Annotated in this window: 15 protein-coding genes; 7 read left to right on the top strand and 8 right to left on the bottom strand. The window is 49.2% G+C overall.

All coding sequences use genetic code 11. From position 1 onward, the window contains the following. Positions 1-14: 14 nt before the first annotated feature. Both BZG25_RS13140 and BZG25_RS13135 read right to left on the bottom strand, forming a co-directional pair. Positions 15-1973, bottom strand: a complete 1959-nt coding sequence (locus BZG25_RS13140) for an ATP-binding protein (protein WP_077639238.1) — start codon at positions 1971-1973, stop codon at positions 15-17. 55 nt (positions 1974-2028) lie between these two features. Beyond that, positions 2029-3573, bottom strand: coding sequence for a response regulator (locus BZG25_RS13135; RefSeq protein WP_077639237.1), 1545 nt, complete (start codon positions 3571-3573; stop codon positions 2029-2031). Between the two features lie 381 nt (positions 3574-3954). On the opposite strand from BZG25_RS13135, the gene BZG25_RS13130 reads away from it, so the two are divergent. The 4 genes from BZG25_RS13130 to BZG25_RS13115 all read left to right on the top strand — a co-directional run bounded on the left by BZG25_RS13130 (position 3955) and on the right by BZG25_RS13115 (position 8057). Next, entirely contained in the window at positions 3955-5838 is a 1884-nt protein-coding gene (locus BZG25_RS13130; RefSeq protein WP_077639236.1) for a methyl-accepting chemotaxis protein, read from the top strand. Between the two features lie 87 nt (positions 5839-5925). Then, entirely contained in the window at positions 5926-6219 is a 294-nt protein-coding gene (locus BZG25_RS13125) for a DUF3955 domain-containing protein (RefSeq protein WP_158010270.1), read from the top strand. Positions 6220-6269: 50 nt separating this feature from the next. After that, complete coding sequence (locus BZG25_RS13120; RefSeq protein WP_077639234.1) at positions 6270-6545, top strand: YrhK family protein; 276 nt, start codon at positions 6270-6272, stop codon at positions 6543-6545. Positions 6546-6863: 318 nt separating this feature from the next. Beyond that, complete coding sequence (locus tag BZG25_RS13115) at positions 6864-8057, top strand: methyl-accepting chemotaxis protein (RefSeq protein ID WP_077639233.1); 1194 nt, start codon at positions 6864-6866, stop codon at positions 8055-8057. Between the two features lie 104 nt (positions 8058-8161). Here the strand turns inward: BZG25_RS13115 and BZG25_RS13110 are convergent, their stop codons facing one another. The 3 genes from BZG25_RS13110 to BZG25_RS13100 all read right to left on the bottom strand — a co-directional run bounded on the left by BZG25_RS13110 (position 8162) and on the right by BZG25_RS13100 (position 10403). Continuing rightward, the gene (locus tag BZG25_RS13110; RefSeq protein ID WP_046073054.1) at positions 8162-8482 is read right to left on the bottom strand and encodes an AzlD domain-containing protein; all 321 of its coding nucleotides are present in this window, start codon (positions 8480-8482) and stop codon (positions 8162-8164) included. Next, positions 8479-9201: an AzlC family ABC transporter permease gene (locus BZG25_RS13105; RefSeq protein WP_077639232.1), complete on the bottom strand. Its 723-nt coding sequence runs from the start codon at positions 9199-9201 to the stop codon at positions 8479-8481. The genes BZG25_RS13110 and BZG25_RS13105 overlap by 4 nt, the downstream gene beginning before the upstream one ends. Before the next feature lie 188 nt (positions 9202-9389). After that, positions 9390-10403: a bZIP transcription factor gene (locus tag BZG25_RS13100; RefSeq protein WP_077639231.1), complete on the bottom strand. Its 1014-nt coding sequence runs from the start codon at positions 10401-10403 to the stop codon at positions 9390-9392. A gap of 288 nt (positions 10404-10691) precedes the next feature. Here BZG25_RS13100 and BZG25_RS13095 point away from each other — a divergent pair, with 288 nt between their 5' ends. The 3 genes from BZG25_RS13095 to BZG25_RS13085 all read left to right on the top strand — a co-directional run bounded on the left by BZG25_RS13095 (position 10692) and on the right by BZG25_RS13085 (position 14625). Beyond that, the gene (locus tag BZG25_RS13095; RefSeq protein ID WP_077639230.1) at positions 10692-11897 is read left to right on the top strand and encodes an MFS transporter; all 1206 of its coding nucleotides are present in this window, start codon (positions 10692-10694) and stop codon (positions 11895-11897) included. 278 nt (positions 11898-12175) lie between these two features. Further along, positions 12176-13765: a SulP family inorganic anion transporter gene (locus BZG25_RS13090; RefSeq protein WP_046073058.1), complete on the top strand. Its 1590-nt coding sequence runs from the start codon at positions 12176-12178 to the stop codon at positions 13763-13765. 11 nt (positions 13766-13776) lie between these two features. Then, positions 13777-14625, top strand: a complete 849-nt coding sequence (locus BZG25_RS13085) for a universal stress protein (protein ID WP_077579036.1) — start codon at positions 13777-13779, stop codon at positions 14623-14625. 116 nt (positions 14626-14741) lie between these two features. Here BZG25_RS13085 and BZG25_RS13080 read toward each other — a convergent pair whose 3' ends face one another. The 3 genes from BZG25_RS13080 to BZG25_RS13070 all read right to left on the bottom strand — a co-directional run bounded on the left by BZG25_RS13080 (position 14742) and on the right by BZG25_RS13070 (position 17876). After that, entirely contained in the window at positions 14742-15290 is a 549-nt protein-coding gene (locus BZG25_RS13080; protein ID WP_046073060.1) for a hypothetical protein, read from the bottom strand. A gap of 133 nt (positions 15291-15423) precedes the next feature. Next, positions 15424-15924, bottom strand: coding sequence for a response regulator (locus BZG25_RS13075; protein ID WP_046073061.1), 501 nt, complete (start codon positions 15922-15924; stop codon positions 15424-15426). Then, the gene (locus tag BZG25_RS13070) at positions 15921-17876 is read right to left on the bottom strand and encodes an ATP-binding protein (RefSeq protein ID WP_198535231.1); all 1956 of its coding nucleotides are present in this window, start codon (positions 17874-17876) and stop codon (positions 15921-15923) included. Before BZG25_RS13070 ends, BZG25_RS13075 begins: the two co-directional genes overlap by 4 nt. Positions 17877-18026: the final 150 nt, after the last annotated feature.

Below are 18026 nucleotides of genomic sequence, written 5' to 3'. Positions count from 1 at the left end.
CTATGCGTATCACCTTACTCTTTGCTTTCACTCGCGTAGCGGGCTATTTGGCTTGATAAGCTTAGGGGGATCAGAAACATAAACTTCACGCCTTGCCCGGGTGCTGATTCAAATTGCAGCTCGCCGCCTAGCTTTTGTTTGACGAGGTTAAAGACCAGATTGAGGCCAAGCCCTGAGCCTCCTCGCCCGCGTTTGCTGGTATAAAACGGTTCAAAAATTCGATGGTGAAGGGATTGCTCGACACCACAGCCATTGTCTTGGTAACAGAGGTAAAGGTGGTCTCCTTGTCTTTCAAATTCGATCGTTATTTTAGGGTTATCGGTCTCGTCAAAGGCATGGTTGATGCTATTCATCACGAGGTTAGAGACGACCTGGGTGATGACGCCGGGTAAGCTATACATGAGTATGTCAGGCTCGCCACTGACCTCGGGAGTCACCGGGATTTTACGGGTTTCTGGGTGTAAGCTGGCGACGAGTGCGTCGATTGTCTGTTTGACATCAAATTCGGTGAGCGCTTCTGATACTTGGTCAACCGCGGTCTGTTTAAAGTCACGAATAAGATGTGTCGCACGCTTGAGGTTGTGTTCCAGCATGACCACGCTGTCGTTCACTTGTTTAATCAATGAAGCAAACTGCGTGCTGGTTAACGTTTGTTCCTCAAAAGCTTGGTTGAGCGTGTGGGTGATATCTTTAATCACGGATGAAGCGGTGACAGCGATGCCTAAAGGTGTGTTGACCTCATGCGCAACACCTGCCACTAGACTCCCTAGTGCCGCGAGCTTTTCCGACTCGACCAATTGCTCTTGCGCCGCTTTCAGGTGCTCCATGCTTTCTTGCAACTCGCGCGTGCGCTCGTCGACCGTTTCTTCCAAGTTTTGGTTCAAGGCTTCTAATTCAAACTGGACCGTTTTCAGCGCGGTGATATCGATGCCCGTGCCTCTGAACCCGCGAAAACCATCAATACCGTGATGGGCAAGCGCCTGAAAGACGAAATACCGGCTTTTACCCTCAACGGGCACGATCTCTTCACACATCGAAAAATTCTGTTGCCGGTGAAGGCTGGCCATAAACTGGTGACAGCCGACGCCAGAAAGCAACTTGTCAAGGTGCGGATACTGGTTGGGATTAAGGTCAAACGCCAAACGCATCGGCTCGGAGGAAAAGGTCAACTTTAGGTCGGCATCGGTTTCCCACAGCCAATCTGAAGAGACATGGGTAAAGTCAGACAAGCGCTCCCGTTCTAGCATAATATTACGATAGAGCGTGGACATATTCTGGGTGATTTTATTGGTTTCGGCTGCTAGCCAGTCGAGCTCGTCTTCTTTTTCCATGATGTAGCGTTTGCGGGGCAAGGTCAGCTGTTCTTCGTTGGGATCAAGCGGATTGTACTGACGTAAAAACTGCGCCACTTTAAACACACGTTGGCTGACGGTATGGTGAAACACCAACAAAATGAGGTAGCAAACAATGAGTGTTTTTATTGCGTTCAATAGCAGTGTGATAAAAAAGTGTTGTATCAGATCATTGTAGATAGCGTTTGTGTTGGACTCGACGTAGATAGTACCAATCCGTTGGATTTTCCCCGTATCGGGGTCGTCATACTCGAGCGGATACTCATTGACCATTTTACTCACGTCTAGGGGAGATCCCGCTTCAAAGAGGTAGTTCTCTGACCGCACGGCTAAATAATCAACATGTGGCAAGTTGATTAACCCATCAATGCGCTCTTGGACACTGGTTAAGTCATAGATCCAAAGCGAGCTAGCGAGTAAGTCGGCATGAATGTGTTCAATTTCATAGTGTCGGCTGTCCACCAGATCGAACGCTTCATCGTAATCCCAATAGGTTTGTAGCAAGGTGGTAAAAATGGTGAAAAAGCCACTGAGCAAAATCATGATCAGCAAAATCCGTCTTCCTACCAAGCTGAAGAACGGATTACGAATGCTGTCATCAAATTTGTGGCTTCGGCTCATGGACAGTTTGATCTGTTATATATCGTGATTAAGACCCAAGGCGTCATTGTTCCATTTAATCTGGATACGCGGCGCGGATAGCAATAAAATCGTCCCAATGCTCGAGCAGTAAATCGACCAGCTTGGGCTCGAAATGCTTGCCACGTTGAGCCACGAGCTCGTTGCGGATGTCATCATCACTCCACGCTTGTTTGTACGAGCGCTTCGAACCTAGGGCATCGAATACATCTGCCAATGCTGAAATTCGACCACTGATCGGAATGGCCTCGCCGGCGAGCTGATTGGGGTAGCCTGTTCCGTCCCATTTTTCGTGATGGGTGGCTGCAATCTCTTTGGCTTCGACGATCAGGCGCCGCTTGGAGTGGCTGAGAATTTCTACCCCGTACTCGACATGCTTTTTCATCGTCTCCCATTCATCAGCATCGAGTTTGCCCGGTTTGTGTAAAATAGCGTCTGGGATAGCGACTTTACCGACATCATGGAGGGGGGAGCCATGTTTCAGCAGCATGGTTTTGTGTTCGTCCAAACCATAGAGCTGCCCTAACTTTTCACAGAATAAAGATACCCGTTGTACATGAGCTCCGGTTTCTTTACTCCTTGCTTCCACCGCGTTTGCTAAGTTGTAAACCAGCTCTTTGGAGGTCTCACGCAAATCGACCATTAAGCTTAAGTTCTCAAACGTCAGTCCAATGTTTTGCATGTAAATTTTTAGCAAGTGCTGATCGAGCTCTGAAAGGGTTTTGTCATGGTTGACATACAGCAAAAACTCGACATCTTCATCATCGCGGTGGAAAAGCACAAATCCGTCCTCGAATTGGATGCTTTTCTGTGCTTCAAGCGCTTGCTTGCAACGGTTTGAAACATTGCTAGGCAGTTTATCAAAGGCGCATTCGGTGTAGCAGTTTACATACTCCCCCGTCGCCGCCAGGGTGAGTGCGCGGGATTCTTCTGCCCCCGGACGAGGTTGTACCACACAATAAAACGCAGAGTCGTGGATATAGAGAAGGGATGTGAGCTGCTCGAGCACCGCGGTGGCGTAGTGTTGAAGATTGGTGGTGTTTTGCACATTGGCCGATGCTTCAATCACACGCCGCAACCCTTCTTTCTGCTCTTCAATCATGCAGAGGTCGCGGTAAGAACGCAGCATTGAATATAATAGGGTTTTGAGTTTTTGTGTGGTGAGCTCCGTTTTCTCTTTATAGTCGTCAATATCATATTCGCGGATCACCCGGTCTTCCGGTGCTTGTCCGGCTTGTCCGGTGCGCAATACTAGGCGGATCAGGTGGTTATTCATTTCATCTCGAATATGCCGTACCAAATCCAAACCTGCGTGCTCGGTTTCCATTACCACATCAACGAGTGCCAACGCGATATCTGACTCTTTCTCCAAGACTTCTCGCGCTTCCTGACCAGAGAGGGCAGACAATATCTCTAAAGGGCGTCCTTGAAACGTGAATCCCGTTAGCGCGAGCCGTGTTACCTCATGCATCAGATCATCGTCATCAATCAGCAGTATCCGCCATGGCGCTGCATCAGATGCTGAATTGATCTCACTAGACTTGGGAGATGCGCCGTCACGTTGATCTGCAAACAAGTCCATTCACTTCGCCCCTATTCGCGTTTATCTCAGTTAGTTAAAGCGTAGTTTAGGACTTTCAAAGTTGCGAGGAGGGGCGAGTGATTGATACTTAAGTCACTTTACTTGGTTTTGGGTTTGTTACATTTCTCTGATCTGGCGCAGTATGTGTGCTAACTGGGCTGCTAGCCTTGGAATAGATAAGCGATGGTCTCGAGGCTTGAACTCAGGTATGTTGCATGAAATTGGTCAATTTATCGCCTACTGACAACAGCTTGAGTAATTGTCTTGCACCATTGTTGTGATATACCTATCAGTTGTATGGCGCTTCTTTTGCGGGTGGCAAATAACGCTGTTTTACTAAAAATCATTATTAAAACATTATGACAAACGAACAAGGCCGTTATGTTTAAAAAACTCTCCCTCAAACACAAGCTCGCGCTGTCGGCGAGTGTAGCCATCATTGTTGGTGGTTTGCTCGTTGAAGCGTTATCGTTTCGCGCATCACTCTCCCGGTTGGACACCGAAGTGGCACAGCGACTGGAAAGTACCACTGCATCATACAATCAATATGTCTCTGATTGGGTCGCGTCAAAAGAGCGTGCGATGACCTCACTGACCAGTGAGGCCGATGAGAACAATATGGTCACTCACCTCAAGCAAGTACGTGATGCAGGTGGCTTTGACAATGTTTTTCTTGCCTACCCAGATGGCAGTCAGGATAACGCAAATGGTGTTGTGCTACCGCCGGGCAATGACGATCCGCGCAAGTGGGGCTGGTATATCAACGCCAAAGCGGACCCGTCGAGTGTGTTTATGGATAATCCGACGGTTGCTGCGGCAACCGGCGCCAATGTGGTGTCGTTAGGTAAAGCGCTCCAGTTCAACGGCGATACCTTGGTGCTTGGGGCAGATGTTGAAATTGGCGACATTATCGAAGGTCTCGAGAAGGTGATCTTGCCAGGCAATGGCTATATGTTTATCGCCAACAGCGAAGGCAATATTTTTACTCACGCCAATACCGAGCTACTTAACGAGCCAATTAACCAGCTAGGCTTGTCTTTCAGCACGGTGAAGTCTGCCATGAATTCGGGTGAGAGTGTGATGGCCGACGTGGGCGGGGCAGAAAGTGTGGTATATGCCAAACCCATTAAAGATACCGGATTAATCACTGTCACCGTTATTAACTATGACTCCTTAGTCGCGCCACTGTTTGATGCGGTGTGGGGGCAAATTGCAGTAACAATTGCCGTGGTGATTGCGTGTACCCTGCTATTTAATCTACTGGTGAATATTCTATTTAGGCCGCTGACTAATGTCTCTAATGCCCTCGAGCAAATTGCTCATGGTAGTGGCGATCTCACTCAACGTATTGACGTTGAAAGTGAAGATGAAGTGGGGCAACTGGCGAAAAACTTCAACACCTTTGTTGGCAGTATGCATCAGTTGATTAGCCACATTCGCGAGCAAGCACAACAGCTGACATCACAATCGGATAGCAGTACGGAACGTGCGCGCCGCAACGTGGATGATATTAATCAGCAGCAGCAAGAAGTGACCATGGTAGCAACTGCCGTCACCGAGTTGGCGTCTGCGACACAAGAGATCGCCTCTCATGCTGAACATACCGCGAATACGGCGCAAGAATCGACCGCTAGTACCGATAACGGACGTGCGGTGGTCGAAAATACTAAAACATCGATCACCCGTTTGTCGGATGAGCTGAAACAGGCTAGCACTATCGTTGCCGAGCTAGATAAGCACTCGCAGGAGATTTCGACGGTACTATCGACGATTCAAGGAATTGCTGAGCAAACCAACTTACTTGCGCTAAACGCAGCCATTGAGGCAGCCCGCGCAGGTGAGCAAGGACGAGGCTTTGCCGTGGTCGCGGATGAGGTACGTATTTTGTCGCAGCGAACGCATGCCTCGACAGAAGAAATTAAATCCACGATTGAGACGTTGCAAACGACGACGGCAAGTGCGGTATCGACCATGGAGAGCAGCTCAGCGTTGGCAGGTGATTCTGTTTCTGATGTGGATAAAGCCACTGCCGCGTTGAGTGAAATTGATGCAGCGGTCAATCAGATCAGTGATATGGCGACGCAGATCGCGACAGCGGCAGAAGAGCAAACCCATGTGACGAGTGAGATCACACAAAACATCACATCCATCAAAGATGTCTCTGAGCACCTTGTAAGCAGTGCCAACGATACCTCGCAAGAGGCGGACAACCTGCGTAACCAAGCGACACAGCTAAGCGACAAGGTGTCGACATACAAGCTTTGAAGGACGCACAACCAACACGCTAAATGAATCGGCCGCTACCTACGCATCATGCAAGGTAGCGGTTTTTTTGAAAAAAATGTGAGAGACATGGAACTTTTAGTGTTGTGGTCAGTCTCAGATAGTACTGGAGCAACAGAAAAAGGTTTTATGTTAACCCTACTGCGACACTTTCGTACCTCGTTTATCCTCTTCCTCATCGGCACGGGTTGCCTGCTCGCCTTCAACCTTTCCACGCCGCATGTTGCTGCTAACGGCAGTCTCAACGAACCTTTCGCATTCATCCCGCTAGCTTGGTTGTTTTTAGGGTTGAGTGCGGTCACGTTTGTGGTCAACATGGTGAGAACCATGCTAGGCATTAAACGGCAACACCTTGATTGTTAATGCCATGATTTGGCTATTCATTGTTAATACCAAGGTCCAGAGGAGGCAAGATGATACAGCGCAATGGCCCTGAGCTGGATATTGATATTGGTAATAAGCACCTAGTGATCCAGCGTCGCTATGAAGCGTTGGGGGCATTTAATGATTTGCTCATTGCGATTTGGTTTTTGATCGGTAGCTTCTTTTTTCTCAACGATGCGTTAATAGAAAGCGGAACATGGTTGTTTATCGTAGGGAGTGCGCAACTGTTACTCAAACCGAGTATCAAATTGATGGGGCTAGTCCATGTTTCTCGCGTACAACAAAGGGCGCAGGAAACGGCATAACCGACTGTTATTCAATGAATTAGCAAATTGCAACGCATTACCGCTATTTTAAGTGGTTATTTTAAAAGCAGCTTTACGGGTAACCTTCCCTTGGACTGCTTTTTTTGTGCGAATTGCAATAGCGGGACAAGCGTTGGACTACGACTTTATTCATCCTATCGTACTAGTTAAATATCTCATTTTTCCAACTCTTTGATCTAAAAAGCGTAATTGGCTATCTGTCTAACTTTCTCCCACCGTGACGAATACTTGGCACTTATCTTGATTTCTGTCTGCAATGCTGGGCGTGCCTCAGCTAAAATCACAGGAGGATAAGCAATGCCAAAGGTATCGATTCGTGCGGTGACAATTGGGAGTTATGTCATCATGTTGGGGTTTTCTGCCTCACTGATTATTCACTTGCCCTGGCTTAACGAGTACGTAGTGCTGGGGTTAAATGTATTGGTTGCAGGCTCGGCGGCTGTTTTTATTGACCGACGTTTTAAAGCTGGGCTTGCAAAAGTGAATCGCTTCGCTAAGTCGTTAGCGCAAGGTGACTTAACGGCGGCGATTGATACGCGAGACGGTGATGAGTTTGCGGAGGTGGCCACCTCGCTTAACCATGCGGTTGAAAAGCTGCGCCGCACGGTACGCAATATTGAGAAAGCCGCCGATACCTTGGATAGCTTTACCGATGCCTCGGAAAAACGTGCGAAGAAAGGCGCTGCAATTAATGACGCGCAGCGCGAGAAAATAGACAGTATTGCCACCGCCATCGAAGAGATGACCACCACGGTGGGTTCGCTCTCTGAAGATGTTCAAGCCATATCGGAAGAAGCGGGCAAGATTGATTCGAGCTCGCGTCAGTCGCAACAAGAGCTTACCGATATGATGAGTGAGCTCGATGAGCTAGTGTCGTCGATTAAAGTGTCAGCCGAGATGTTTGACAAAGTTGAGCACAGTGCGAGTCAAATTGAGCATTTTCTCTCGGTGATCACCGATGTGGCTGAGCAGACGAACTTGCTGGCGTTAAATGCCGCAATCGAAGCGGCGCGTGCGGGCGAGCAAGGACGAGGCTTTGCCGTGGTTGCCGATGAAGTACGTCAACTGGCGAGCCGGACACAAGCGTCGGCGAGTGAGATCAATGATATGACCAAAGAGTTGTTCCGGAGTCTCAAGCAATCATCAGAGCTATCGGATCGCACCGAGAAGCTGGCGCAAAGTGCCTCATCTCAAGCCTCTGATACGTCCCAGTCGATTGAGGGAGTACTTGATAACTTTTCTACTATCAGTGATCGCATCAATTCCTTGGCCAGTGCGATTGAACAGCAAAGAACGGTGTCGACCGATATTGCCGCAAACATCAACCGTTTGACCGAATCTGGCGCGGAGGCAGCGGAAATATCGGAAGAAAACAAACAAGATATGGTGAAAATTAGCGACTTGTCAGAGTCTTTAAACCAAGATCTTGATGAATTGCAGCTGCGCAGTAAAAAGCCTGTCCTCGAGGCGGAAAAACAGCATGCGTCGTGATAAGAACGGGTGATTGAGACAACAACCAAATAAATTAAAGAGGCAGGGTGATGACCCTGCCTCTTGCTATAGTGGTATCGCACTAAATGGCTTATCGTCGCTATTTATCCCAGGACCCAAAGCTGAAGGGTAACGAAAAAACCAATCGATAGCCCGACCACTAATAAGGTCGATAGACGGGTACACGCTAAACCGATAGCGACCAAGGCGCCGAGTAAATAAGGATTGGTGGTAGAGATAGCCAGCTGATCCTCGGGAAAGAAGACAATCGGTACCCATAGCGCGGTCAGGACCGCCGGTGCAGAGTAGGTCAGGAGTCGTTGCAATCGCGGCCCAATGCGCACAGGGATACTCCGTGCCAGTAGCAGATAGCGCACCGAGAAGGTGATCAGCGCCATGGCGACGATGATTAACCAGTAACTCATGTTGCTGCCCTCCGTGTCGGTAACGATTCAGCCATTAGCCCCGCGACCATACCTACGCCGGTTGCAATGATTAACGCATTGGGGATGTGGTAATAGGTGAATAGCAACATACTGATGCCACTTGCCAAGGCACAAAGCAGCACGGGGCGAGTTTTTATGCTAGGAACGGTCAGTGCGATAAAGGTGGCTGCAATGGCAAAATCGAGGCCGATCGCTTCCAAGGCTTTCAGCTGAGAACCGGCTAGAATCCCCGCCAAGGTGGCAAGATTCCAACCAACGTAAAACGCGGCGCCCGTATACAGGGCGTAGTGTTTAGAAAATCTTCCCTGCTTGCTGGTGTGTGCGGTTGAAAGCGCATACATTTCATCGGTCAGTAAAAAGCCGAGGCCGAGACGCCATTTAAGTGGCAAGGGAGTAATGTACTGTCGAAAGTGAGCACCATAGAGAAGGTGCCGTGCGCTAATCACCAGTGTGGAACCGAGTACCGCTGGTAAGCCCGCCGCATTGCCCACCATCATGGTGCCCGACAATTGCACCGCCCCGGCAAAAACCAGTAATGACATGGCTTGTGTTTGCAGTGCACTGAATCCCATTTGCAGCCCTAATGAACCGCAGAGTATCCCCCAAGGCAGGACGGCGAGGCACAACGGACTGACATCGCCTAATGCGCGCCATACTGATGCCTCAGGCGCATGCACCTCTTGTGCAGCCTTATGCATAGATCACCTTTTTGTTGTATTTGCTTGGTTATAAATTGTTTTTATCGGTAAGGTGCTAAAAGGTCAGGTAACGTACTGATTAACAAACTTACAAGATGTTTGTACCACATCACTACGCAGTCGCAAAGAACGGGATAGTTAAGTGGGCTTCCCGCCATGATACTCAGCGGTATATTGATGCTGGTGGTTTAACCCACCCAATGATAATGGTGGTTCGGCTTTTTGGCTACCAACCCCTGCTGTTGTAAGTGGGTAAATAGGGTATCGACGGCCTCTTGGCTGAGTGCATATTCCGCCATCACCGCTTTTTTGCTACAACGCAGCGTGTTGGCGGCTAGCGCGGCTTTGATATCTGCATAAGGCGCATCCGTATCCTCGTGAGGAGACGCTGAATCCGGCGTGGTGGATTCCGTGTTGATATCATTGGCACGAGGAGACGCCTTGGTGTTCACAGGCGTAGGGGGCGTGGCATGTGGGTGACGATACCAATGGCGGAAACGCTGCTCTTCACCAATTACGCCGACAAAGAAAGCGGCGAACACATCGAGCAACACAGAGAGAAAAATCACCAGCCAAGATTGGGCCTGATCGGCGCTGACGCCTAATGTGTTCGCAAGGTTGCTAATCAGTCCCAAGATGGAGCCCTGTGCCACCGCGGGTAAACTATCGCGCTCTAACGCGAGCTGCTGTTGCTCTTTGCGTAATTGGTTGTTTTCTTTTTGTAATCGCGCCACGCCAGTAGCAATTCTATCCAATTCGATATAACGCTCGGCAGCTTGGTTATTCAAGGTGATTTGTTGCTCGATAGCATCGATTTGTCGGTTATAAGCGTCAATCTGCGCTTGGGCTTGGCGCTGCTCACTTTGCGCGGCATTGGTGGCACTATTGATGCCGCCAATACTGCCGCCAATCGAGATTAAGGCCAAAATGAGATAAAAAGCCAAGGCTGATAGGGCACCCACATAGTTGCCGTGCGCTCGGCGCTCGCCAAACTCGTACCATGCGTAAAACTTACCCGCTTCAAAAATCACTGCCAGTGCCCCGAACAACCATTGCATTAGCGGGTTGTCGTCAAGGGATAAGAAAAGCAGCAGGGAAAAAATGGTAGAAGCCACAATGGCGGCACCGGTAAAGCTGTACACACTCAACATGGCGAATCGCCCTTTGGGGAAGCGTAACGCCATCTTGGTTGGTGCTGACATGACTGGATTCATATTGTTGTTATTGTCTGTGATATTGAGAGGGCGCAAAGCCTAGCGCATCTCAGCCCGTTTGTGTGTCAGTAAGCGGTGAAAACATGAATAAGCGATTGATTCATCGCCAACATGGATTAAAAGGCATCACAAAACCGACGTAAGCAGGTCGGGTTTCATTTCTTCTTCCGTGCAGGCATGTCATAGTCAGCTTTCACCTCATGCATTAAGTAAACCCTTGAAGGCGTGTTTATATATGACGTTTCAAAATGGAATGACAGGGGGCAATGGAGGCGTATGCTAGCGCGATCGTATGTAACATTAATCAGGCACCAATGGCCGTTAATTGCTTTTGGCTTTCTATCGATCTTTTTTGGCAACATTGGTCAATCGTTTTTCATCAGTTGGTATGGCAGCAGTATTAAAGATGCGCTGTTGTTGAGTGACGCAACCTACGGCGGGATTTACGCCATTGCGACCATGACCAGCAGCGTGTTGGTGATTAGCTTTGGTGGTGTGGTGGATCGGGTGCGGGTCGACAAATTACTGATCTTCTTTGCCACGTTACTGATGGTCGCGTGTGCGTTGATGTATTCCGTTGATAGTGTGGTGGGCTTGCTGCTGGTTTTCTTCTTACTGCGTTTTTGTGGACAAGGTTTTTTGCCTCACATCGCGCAGGCCACTGTGATTAAGCGTGCACAGCAGGATAAAGGCAAAGCCATTAGCTTGGTCGGCAGTGGTGTTGCCATTGGCGAGGTGGTTTTACCCTCAATTGTCATTGGCTTAATCGCGTTTTTGGGCTGGCGAGAAAGCTGGTTATTCATTGGTGCCACCCTGTTAGTGGTGTTTTTACCACTGGTGTTATGGCTAGTCAGAAAAGCAGACCTTAAGCGGTCCCGTACTGACGCAGACAATCAAAACCACGCCAGCGATGCGAGTCGGCGTCAAGTTGTTCGCGACTGGCGGTTTTGGATGATCATACCGATAGCTTTGGTGACGCCGTTTCTGGTGACCGGCGTCTTTATCCAACAGGACTTTATCCTGGAAGCGAAACGGTGGACGCCGGGCGTATTAGCGGGCAGTTTCGTATTTTACGGGGCCGTGCATTGGCTAAGCTCAGTGATATCAGGCAGCTTGATTGATAAATATCGTTCGCGAAATGTACTTATCTTAATTCCCATTCCACTGCTACTTGGGCTAATGGTGATAGCTAACATTGATCATACCCTTGCGGCACCGCTTTTTATGTGCCTTTTCGGTTTAGCGATTGGTGCAACCAATCCTGTGATTAATACCTTATGGGCGGAAATGTACGGGGTCTCGCATATTGGTGCCATTCGGTCTTTGGTGACTGGCATGATGATCCTCTCCACCGCATTGGCACCTTGGGTGTTCGGTATCGTTATCGATATTGGCTGGACGCTTAACCAACTGATTTATGCACTCATTGGATTGATTCTTTCCTTTACCGTGCTGTTGGTGCCTGTGTATCCACGTATATAAGATACAGCGCTAAGCCTAATGTGCGAAAGCCAACCTTGCCTGATGGTAAAAATAAGCGAAAAAGGGGGTTGGAGAAAAGAATGAAATAAATCTGTGCTAAAAATATCACAATTACAAATTAAGCATCTGATTTATAGGCGTTAAGTCGTTATTGGACAAAAAAAGGGGAGTTGACGCTTGGTCAATAAGTGACTAGGATCACGCGTTTTGATTTTCAGGTGAAATCAGGCCTGAAATGAGCGCGACACCTTTTTTAACCCAATTTTGTAGAGACGTTCATGATAGATAGAATTCAGCGTGATTGGTTCTCCAATGTACGTGGCGATATTCTTGCGGGTATCGTTGTGGCATTGGCCTTGATCCCAGAAGCAATTGCCTTCTCGATTATTGCCGGTGTGGATCCGAAAGTCGGGCTTTACGCCTCCTTCAGTATCGCAGTGATCATTGCCTTTGTGGGTGGCCGTCCAGGCATGATTTCCGCCGCAACGGGTGCGATGGCGCTGTTGATGGTGACCTTGGTGAAAGAGCATGGGCTTGAGTACCTATTGGCGGCCACTGTGCTAACCGGGATACTGCAAATAGCGGCCGGTTATTTAAAACTCGGTAACCTGATGCGTTTTGTTTCTCGCTCAGTGGTAACCGGGTTTGTCAACGCGCTCGCGATCCTGATCTTTATGGCGCAGTTGCCAGAGCTCATTGGTCCGGAAATCATTCAGGGTCTAAAGGTGACATGGGAAGCGCTCGCGGTGACCGATTCTGGTATTGGACTTTACTATCCACAAATCACTCTTATGGGCGAGATTATGTGGCATGTGTATCCAATGACGGCCGCCGGTTTGGCGATCATCTATCTTTTCCCTCACATTCCTCGTATTGGTAAAATGGTGCCATCACCTTTGATGTGTATTCTTATCCTAACCGGTATTGCAATGGCGTATAACCTCGACTTGCGTACCGTGGGTGACATGGGTGAACTGCCTGATACCTTGCCAGTGTTCTTATGGCCGGATGTGCCGCTAAACGTTGAAACCCTGGCGATTATCTTCCCTTATTCTGCGGCACTGGCTGTGGTGGGTTTGCTTGAGTCGATGATGACCGCCACCATCGTCGATGATTTGACCGACACAGACAGTGAGAAAAACCGTGAATGTAAAGGTCAAGGTATTGCCAATATTGCCACCGGTTTCTTAGGCGGTATGGCCGGTTGTGCGATGATTGGTCAGTCGGTCATTAACATTAAATCCGGTGGACGTGGACGTCTCTCTACCTTGTTCGCCGGTGTGCTATTGCTGATTATGGTGGTGTTCCTCAGTGATTGGATCAGCCAAATCCCGATGGCCGCGCTGGTGGCGGTAATGATCATGGTGTCTATCGGTACCTTCTCTTGGGAGTCAGTGGTTAACCTGAAATCACACCCACTATCGACTAATATCGTGATGGTCTCGACCGTGGTGGTCGTGGTCTTCACCCACAACCTCGCGATCGGTGTATTGGTTGGGGTGCTACTGGCAGCCTTGTTCTTTGCCAATAAAATTGGTCGCTTTATGGTGGTTAAAAGCGAGCCTGAAGACAATGGCGATGCGCGTACTTATCGTGTTGTTGGCCAAGTCTTTTTTGCCTCGTCAGATCAATTTTTATCATCGTTTGACTTCAAAGAGGCGTTGGAGCGTGTCACCATCGATCTCTCGGCAGCGCACTTCTGGGATATCACCTCCGTGTCTGTGCTTGATAAGGTGGTCATTAAGTTCCGCCGTGAGGGTACCGAGGTGAATATCGTGGGAATGAATGATGCCACGGCGACCATTGTCGATAAGTTCGGCGTGCACGATAAACCAGAAGAAGTAGAAAAAATGATGGGTGGCCACTAAGGAGACCGACCATGGAACAAATTACCGCGTGCGTAGATGGCCCGCATTATTCAAAGCAAGTGGCAGATTTGAGCGTTTGGGCTGCCAAGCGCTTGTCTGTCCCTTTGACACTTTTGCATGTGCTGGATAAGTCCTCACACCAAGCGGAGCCTGAACTATCAGGCAACTTGGGCGTGGGTAGCCGTGAACAACTGCTACAAGAGCTGGTAGAGCTGGATGAGCAGCGCGCCAAGCTAGCCATGAAGCACGGCAAAGCCTTGCTGTCTGAGCTGGAAGAAGACGCTAAAGCCAAAGGGCTGAGCGATGTGCGCAAGTTGCAGCGCCATGGCAATTTGGTGGAGACCTTACTGGATATCGAGCCACAGACGCGGGTATTAGTATTAGGTAAATCAGGTGAACTACACCAAAACGACACCAAGGCGATTGGTTCGCAGCTTGAAAGCGTGGTGCGCTCGATTAAAGCGCATACCTTGGTTGCTAACGGTGAGTTTTCAACACCTGAAAGCTACTTATTAGCATTCGATGGCAGCGATATCAGCGAAAAGCTAGTGGAAAAAGCACTGAGCACACCGCTGTTGGCAGGGATGACCTGTCATTTAGTGATGGTGGAAGACTCGCAAGAAAAGCTGGCAGCGTTTAAACGCGCGGCAGAGCGCTTGAAAACGGCGGGTGTCGATGTGGTTGAGGCTCAGTTAACCGGTGACGTGCACCGCGCGATTTTAGCGTATCAAACTGATAATCAAGTGGGCATGATCGTGATGGGCGCCTACGGGCACTCAAAACTGCGTCAATTCTTTGTGGGGAGCAATACCACTAAGTTGTTGGTTGAATCGACCGTGCCTATGCTATTGATCCGTTAGTTGTGCATGAGTGCATACATAAAAACCCGCAGCGATGCGGGTTTTTTTGATCTGACTTTCAACGTCTGGCGGCAATACGCCATTGCTTGATGGCAATGCATTACCGAGTGGACTTATCAGTATTTAAAACGCGTGGTAAACATAAACTGATCGCCGTACCACTCGTTAACACGGTAGGCTGCACCGAGTGAGAATAGCTCAGTGGCATGGAATCGCCCGTAGGCAGATCCAAAGGTATCTTCTTCATCATCCACTGTTAGCAGGCCTATTTCGCCGCCAACTTCAACTTGTGGCCCAAGCCACTGACGCACGCCTAAGTTGACCTCTAAGCCGACATCACTATCAAAGTTGTCTTTGTTGACGCCACGCGCGAGTAGTTCACCGGTTAAGTCTGCCCAGTTGTTAATCGGCGCATGAAAGCCAATCCCAGCAGCCGTGTCCCAATCGGAATCAAATTCGGTATCCGCTTCTACGCGTACGTGCGCGTTGGGATGGATAGACATGCTAAATCCTGCACCATAGGTGAGTGGGCTAACACCGATGCGTCCTTCCAGATAGTCGTAACTGAAGTTACTCATGGTGGTGAGGTTGGCGTCTTCTTCATTGGCCACGGCGCTGAATGAAGCCAAAGCGACAATCGCGCTGGCTAAAAGAGATTTACGCATTATCAATTCCACTTGTTATTGGTGTTCAAATCATTCTATAAGACGATTGCGCGCAGAAACAAGCACATCCGCCCGTGAGTCAGGCTTTTTTACCGATTTTTGACCTATCGGCGTGTACGAACTGGTTTGAGAGCTATTCTGCGCCCATATCCCATTTGTTGCGGTTGATGGCTTCTACAATCCTAGGAGTGTCCAGTACACTGGTCCACGGCAATAAATTGGCTTCGTGCGCGATGACATAGCTGGTGAGCTGATCGGTGACGACACTGACCAAGGTCTCTTTTTGCCAAGGTTTGGCAAGGTAATAGTGTAAACTGGCGTGATTAACCGCAGAGACCGTATCTTCCAAGCCTGCTTGGCCGGTCAGTAACACTTTGCGCGTCGACGCTGTCTCTGGCTGATTGGCTAACTCAATCAAAAATTCCACCCCGAGCTCGCCGGGCATAATATGATCACACAGAATCAATGCCAGCTTGGTACCTTCTGTGGCCATGTCCGCAATCACTTCTCGTGCTTCTGCGACTGACTCTGCCGCTTCCACCTCGAAGTGATCGGTAAAGCCTTGCAAGTCATCGATCACGCTATCGAGCACATCACGCTCATCATCGACACATAGGACTAAGTATTGGCTCATCGTTGGGGCTCCTTACTGGCAGAGGCGGGGAGTTCAATAGGTAACGTCACTGTCATTGTGGTACCGACAGCTGGCTGCGAGTGTACCTGAATATCGCCCCCTTGCTCATGGATAATGGTTTGGCACATGGTCAGGCCAATACCTAGACCAAAATGACCTTCGCGTTTGGTGGTGTAATTTAACGCAAACATTTTTGCTTGCTGCTCAGGGGTCATGCCTATACCGGTATCACTGACCGACACTTCTATCGTGCCAGAGGCTTGGTCATTGAGTGTTTTTACTGTCACTGTCAGTGTGCCTGGTGTTTGCATCGCATCTAAGGCATTGGCAATGAGGTTTGTCCATACCTGCGCTAAGGCCGAGGGCTGAGCAATAATATCGGGCACCCAGTCGTAGCGTTTTTCCAATTGATGAGGCTTGAGTCGATGCTCAAATAAGGTAAGGGTATCGTCAATGTTTTCAATAATACGGGTGCGTTGGCGTTGTTCGCTGTCTTGACGGGCATAGGTGCGTAAGCTTTTGACGAGATCGGCAATACGCGCCGCGCAGACATGATTAGAGCGCAATAACCGCCCACAGCGGGCGTATTGCTTCCAGGTAGCAAGTTCGTGATTAAAGCCGTCACCCAGACGTTGTTGCCATTCCTTGATCTTTTCAGGCTGATACAACCCAATGTTGACTAAATCGCGCGCGATCCGTTTATCCCCGGTGAGGTCGCTTAGGGTGCGGGTATAGGTTCGAGCCGTGGCGGTTGATAGGGGGGTACTCTCGCGGTTTGTCTGTAAAAGCGACAGGGCTTGTTCGCGGCTGGCTGAGGTCAACGGGGTTTTTGCCACTTCCTCTAGGGCGTCTGCAAGTGCGTCACTGTTGCGTAAAATCGCTGACACTGGATTATTGAGTTCGTGAGCAACGCCCGCCACGAGTTGCCCCAGTAGTGCCATTTTTTCTTTTTCTAATAACTGGCGGTTAGCTTCGTCCAGTGAGGCGAGCGTTTGCTGCAGCTGGATTTCGGTATCGATACTGCGCTTTAAGCGTTGGTTAAAGTGCAGCAACAGGTATTGAATAAACAATGGCAGCAGCTCAGAGCGGCTGGTCATTATTTTGCTAAATAACGCATGATCGATTTTGATCACCTGCGTCCGAGTGAGGGTGCGCCCCGTAGAGAAAGAAACGTCTCCCGTCACGAACGACATACTGCCAATCAAGCTGCCGGAAGAAAGGGTGGAAACATGGTGCTCTTGCCCTTCGTCATCTGTTTTATACAGCCCAACGTCACCGTCGGTGATAAACCACAAAAATGCATTATCTTGATTTTCTTTGGTAAGCACATGGTTGGCACTGTAGGTGCGGCACGCACGGCTTTCATCGTTGCCTTCAAAAAACGCATACAAACCGGCAATGACGCGATCGGCGACCGCTGCTTTGTCGGTTTCGCCTGGCGCTAACAATTGCGCTTGAAATTGGCTTATCTCGCGCTCAACTTGAGCATCTAATAAGGTGCGGTGATCTAACACTTCGGTATAACGCAGCAAATCATGTTGGCAATAGCGCAACACGTAGGTAGTGAGTTCTTTTTCGGCAACACGCTGCATCTCCTCGGCTCGCCAAGGCTTGTGCATACAATAATTGAGTCGGCCTTCATTCACCGCCTGCAAAATAATATCGTATTGCGGTGCCTCACTGAGCAAAACAGTCCGTGCGCCTTGACTGGCAGAGTGGTTGTCGACATTGACTAATAGATCGATACCGCGATTATCGTCCGACCCGTTATGGCAGATCAGTAATGCCACCTGTTGCTCGTTAGCCTTAAAGTCGTCGAGCATGGTATAGGCGTCGTCTGGGGTCTCTGCACTGCAAAGATCAAACACATCACGAAACGGCGCAAGGTCGTGAGACAACTGCTCTACCACGAAAGGGTCTTGGTCAATGCACAATATAACGTAGGGATTCATACACTCTGTCGATCTATTGCAAATATGCTTTGATTGTATGCATTTATCCGCGGCAATGATGCGAAATGGTCGACATTCACGAATAAATACACCGTATTCTGCATGGCGGTACTGTGATACACGCCCTTGCCTCATTAGTGAGAAAGTTCC

It is taken from the genome of Salinivibrio sp. ML198 (assembly GCF_001996015.1).
GTDB classification, from domain to species: Bacteria; Pseudomonadota; Gammaproteobacteria; order Enterobacterales; family Vibrionaceae; genus Salinivibrio; species Salinivibrio siamensis.
This window is presented reverse-complemented; position numbering and strand designations above follow the sequence as displayed.

Bases quoted from the DNA above. Each gene is read 5' to 3' on its own strand.
- BZG25_RS13125 (WP_158010270.1), top strand. From the start codon at position 5,926: ATGGAACTTTTAGTGTTGTGGTCAGTCTCAGATAGTACTGGAGCAACA.
- BZG25_RS13100 (WP_077639231.1), bottom strand. From the start codon at position 10,403: ATGTCAGCACCAACCAAGATGGCGTTACGCTTCCCCAAAGGGCGATTC.
- BZG25_RS13075 (WP_046073061.1), bottom strand. From the start codon at position 15,924: ATGAGCCAATACTTAGTCCTATGTGTCGATGATGAGCGTGATGTGCTC.
- BZG25_RS13140 (WP_077639238.1), bottom strand. From the start codon at position 1,973: ATGAGCCGAAGCCACAAATTTGATGACAGCATTCGTAATCCGTTCTTC.
- BZG25_RS13080 (WP_046073060.1), bottom strand. From the start codon at position 15,290: ATGCGTAAATCTCTTTTAGCCAGCGCGATTGTCGCTTTGGCTTCATTC.
- BZG25_RS13110 (WP_046073054.1), bottom strand. From the start codon at position 8,482: ATGAGTTACTGGTTAATCATCGTCGCCATGGCGCTGATCACCTTCTCG.
- BZG25_RS13135 (WP_077639237.1), bottom strand. From the start codon at position 3,573: ATGGACTTGTTTGCAGATCAACGTGACGGCGCATCTCCCAAGTCTAGT.
- BZG25_RS13070 (WP_198535231.1), bottom strand. From the start codon at position 17,876: ATGAATCCCTACGTTATATTGTGCATTGACCAAGACCCTTTCGTGGTA.
- BZG25_RS13120 (WP_077639234.1), top strand. From the start codon at position 6,270: ATGATACAGCGCAATGGCCCTGAGCTGGATATTGATATTGGTAATAAG.
- BZG25_RS13085 (WP_077579036.1), top strand. From the start codon at position 13,777: ATGGAACAAATTACCGCGTGCGTAGATGGCCCGCATTATTCAAAGCAA.
- BZG25_RS13130 (WP_077639236.1), top strand. From the start codon at position 3,955: ATGTTTAAAAAACTCTCCCTCAAACACAAGCTCGCGCTGTCGGCGAGT.
- BZG25_RS13095 (WP_077639230.1), top strand. From the start codon at position 10,692: ATGCTAGCGCGATCGTATGTAACATTAATCAGGCACCAATGGCCGTTA.
- BZG25_RS13090 (WP_046073058.1), top strand. From the start codon at position 12,176: ATGATAGATAGAATTCAGCGTGATTGGTTCTCCAATGTACGTGGCGAT.
- BZG25_RS13105 (WP_077639232.1), bottom strand. From the start codon at position 9,201: ATGCATAAGGCTGCACAAGAGGTGCATGCGCCTGAGGCATCAGTATGG.
- BZG25_RS13115 (WP_077639233.1), top strand. From the start codon at position 6,864: ATGCCAAAGGTATCGATTCGTGCGGTGACAATTGGGAGTTATGTCATC.